The sequence below is a fragment of the Dietzia sp. DQ11-44 genome (assembly GCF_014145205.1).
Taxonomy (GTDB): Bacteria; Actinomycetota; Actinomycetes; order Mycobacteriales; family Mycobacteriaceae; genus Dietzia; species Dietzia natronolimnaea.
Window position 1 is genome coordinate 1 of record NZ_JAALEC010000093.1, and the last position, 3,186, is coordinate 3,186.

Annotated in this window: 3 protein-coding genes; 1 reads left to right on the plus strand and 2 read right to left on the minus strand. The window is 71.7% G+C overall.

Translation table 11 applies throughout. From position 1 onward, the window contains the following. Together G6018_RS02815 and G6018_RS02820 are read right to left on the minus strand one after the other, a co-directional pair. On the minus strand, positions 1 to 1,153 hold a 1,153-nt coding region (locus G6018_RS02815), incomplete at its 3' end, for a 2,4-dienoyl-CoA reductase FMN-binding domain-containing protein (RefSeq protein WP_182638661.1). Between the two features lie 68 nt (positions 1,154 to 1,221). Next, positions 1,222 to 2,328: a hypothetical protein gene (locus G6018_RS02820; protein WP_182615744.1), complete on the minus strand. Its 1,107-nt coding sequence runs from the start codon at positions 2,326 to 2,328 to the stop codon at positions 1,222 to 1,224. Between the two features lie 222 nt (positions 2,329 to 2,550). On the opposite strand from G6018_RS02820, the gene G6018_RS02825 reads away from it, so the two are divergent. After that, positions 2,551 to 3,141, plus strand: coding sequence for a CAP domain-containing protein (locus tag G6018_RS02825; protein ID WP_182638662.1), 591 nt, complete (start codon positions 2,551 to 2,553; stop codon positions 3,139 to 3,141). Positions 3,142 to 3,186 lie beyond the last annotated feature (45 nt).

The following is a 3,186-nucleotide window of genomic DNA, read 5'->3' on the forward strand; positions in this document are numbered from 1 at the left end:
CCGCACCGACCACCGCGACCCGCCGGCGCGTGGGCGCCACGGTGAGCACCAGCTCCGTCTCCCGGCCCGCGCGGGGATTGACCAGGCACGACGCCCGCTTGTTGGCGAAGGTGTGGTCGAGGCACGCCTGGTTGCAGGCGATGCAGATGTTGATCTCGTCGGCCCGCCCCTCGGCGACCTTGGCGGCGAACGCCGGGTCCGCCAGCAGCGGCCGCGCCATCGACACCAGGTCGGCCTGCCCGCTCGCGAGGATCCGCTCGGCCACATCCGGGGTGTTGATGCGGTTGGAGGCGATCACCGGCACGCCCACGGTCTGCTTGAGCCGGGCGGCCAGGTCCACAAACGCCGCCCGCGGCACCGAGGTGACGATGGTGGGGATGCGGGCCTCGTGCCAGCCGATCCCGGTGTTGAACACGTCGACGCCCGCGGCCTCGAGGCGCTGGGCGAGCTCGGCGGTCTCGTCCCAGGTCTGCCCGTCCGGCACCAGGTCGAGCACGCTGATGCGGTACTGGATCAGGAACTCCGGGCCCACCTCGGCGCGGACCCGGCGGACGATCTCCTCGGGGAACCGCATGCGCTTGCTCGCGGTGCCACCCCACGCATCGGTGCGCTGGTTGGTCCGGGCCGCGAGGAACTGGTTGATCAGGTACCCCTCGGAGCCCATGATCTCGACGCCGTCGTACCCCGCCCGGCGCGCCAGTCGTGCGGCCCGCACCCAGTGGTCGATGGTGCGCTCGACGCCCCGCGAGCTCAGGGCCCGCGCCTTGAACATGCTGATCGGGGACTTGGTGGACGAGGCCGAGCGGACGAACGGTTGATAGCCGTACCGGCCGGCGTGCAGCAGCTGGAGCAGGATGTGCGAGCCCTCGGCGTGGACGGCATCGGTGAGGCCGCGGTGTTTGTCCGCCATCCGCCGGCTGGCCATCATCGACCCGGCAGGGAGCAGCCAGCCCTCCACGTCGGGGGAGAACCCGCCGGTGACCATCATGGCGGTGCCGCCGCGCGCCCGCTCGGCGAAGTAGGCCGTGAGCTCGGGCAGGTGCTTGCTGCGGTCCTCGAGTCCGGTGTGCATCGACCCCATGACCACGCGGTTGCGCAGGGTGAGAGGCCCGACGACGAGGGGACTGGTCAAGTGCGGGTGGCTGGAGCTCATGGGGCCCATTGTGCCCTGGCCGGACACGACCTTACCCGCCGGTAAGGTCGTGTCGCGCGGAACCGTGATCAGTAGCGGAGGATCGCGCCGACCGAGTTGCCGTGCGGGAGGGCCTCGAGCACCACGAGCCGTCCGGAGGTGGCGCAGGTGTGGCCCACGGCGTCGTCGAGATCGCCCGGCTGATCTTCCGGACGACAGGCCGCCCCGGTGAGGATCAGCGTCTCCACCCGGCCCTCGGAGGCCGCGGTGACGATCTCCCTGGGGTCGCTCACCCCGAGCCCGGTCCCGAGGGCTTCCCCGAACCGCTCGGTCGCCGCTGCCGCGTCGGCGCCGAGGACGGGCTGGACGATCGGCCACGCCTTCTCCTGCAACTCCGCGCCGCTGGCGTGGTCCGGGTTCCCTGCCACCACGTCGTCGAGAAGGTGGGGGTAGGACAGCTCCTCCCTGAGCATCGGGTGGTGCTCGGCCACCGCCGCCAGGACGAGCGGTCGGCGGTCGGGCCCCGCGAGCAGCTCGTCGATACCCGCCGCCACCTGACGGAAGAACTTCTGCAGCATCACGCGGTCCACCTCGCCGCCGGCACCGTGCCCGTGGAAGGCGGCGGTGCCCCCGGCAGCGGCCTGGTGCTGGAGCTGGGGCTCGCGCTCGGTGCGACCCTCGGCGTCCTCCATCGACGCCGGCGCGGTGCCGATGTCCCGCTCGTGGACCGAACCCCGGGTGGCCTCGAACAAGCGCACCGAGTTCTGGCTCAGGGCCAGGATGAGGAACTCGCCGTCGCCGACCGCGGACGGGACCAGGGGGCGGACGGCGAACGAGTCGGACACGTGGACCAGTTCCGGCATCTCCGTGCCCAGCCGGAAGGCCCTTGCGATGCCGGGGGCGGCGTAGAGCGCCAGTCCGTGGGCGGTGTGCTGCCAGAAGGGGTCCTCGTTCCCCAGCTCCCGCAGCGGCGCGAGCAGCTCGGCGGCCACTTCGGCCGGTGTGCCCCGGGTGACCAGCTCGGCCTGCGCGCGGTCGAGCAGCGAGCGCAACCTCAGCGGGCCCTGCCGCGTCTCCGGCCCGCCGCGGTGCGTCGGCATGAACACCGACACCGCCGGTCCCGAGGCGGTGCCCAGCGACTCCAGGTCGGCGGCGGTGATCGGATCGATGTTCCGTGTTCGTTGGATCGACGTCATGGCTCCGACCGTAACGCCGATCACAGCTCGACGCGGGCTCTCGAGCCGATCGTTGCAAGTCGGAGATGTGTACGGCCCCGGGCCGCGCGGTCCACTACATACGATGTAACAGATGTGACTTCTGTGACGAAAGATGCATGAGTGAACTCGCGGCACTACAGTGTGAGTCAACGATCCCCGCCGGGTCCGGCTCCGGCCGCCACCCCAGGAAAGGACACCCACGTGCGTCATCCCATCCGTTCCGTCGTCGCAGCCGGGGCCTCCGCCCTCCTGCTCGTCACGGGCGCCGGCACGGCCTCCGCCCAGGGGTCGCTCGAACTCGCCCTGCCCTTCCCGCTGGACATCCCCGGCCTCGCCTCCCTCATGTCGGGCCCGTCCACGCCGGGGACCACCGCGACCACCACCGTCGCCGAGCAGGACGCCCCTCTCGTCGTGGTTCCGCCCGAGGTGGCCCGGAAGGCGTTCGAGGGCAGCGTGGTGGCCGGGGTCAACGAGGCGCGGACCGCGGTGGGCGCCGAGCGGCTGGTCACCGACGCGATCCTCTCCGTCGAGGCCGCGGTCCGCGCGGACCAGCTGGCGGTGGGCGACCCCACGACCGGCGACCTCCCGGTCCCCGACAGCGGCGAGGCCCGGGACCGCACGGTCCTGACCCTGCCCCCGGAGGCCACGCCGCAGAACGTGCTCACCGCGATGCTCACCGACACCGGGATGCGCGAGCGGATGCTCGACAGCGCGTTCACGAAGGTGGGAGTGGGAACGGCCGCGGGCGAGGACGGAGTGATCCACGTCGTACTCGACTTCGAGCGGGGGTAGCACGACCAGGGGTTCTTCCGGTTAACTGTGTGAAAATACGGCTAA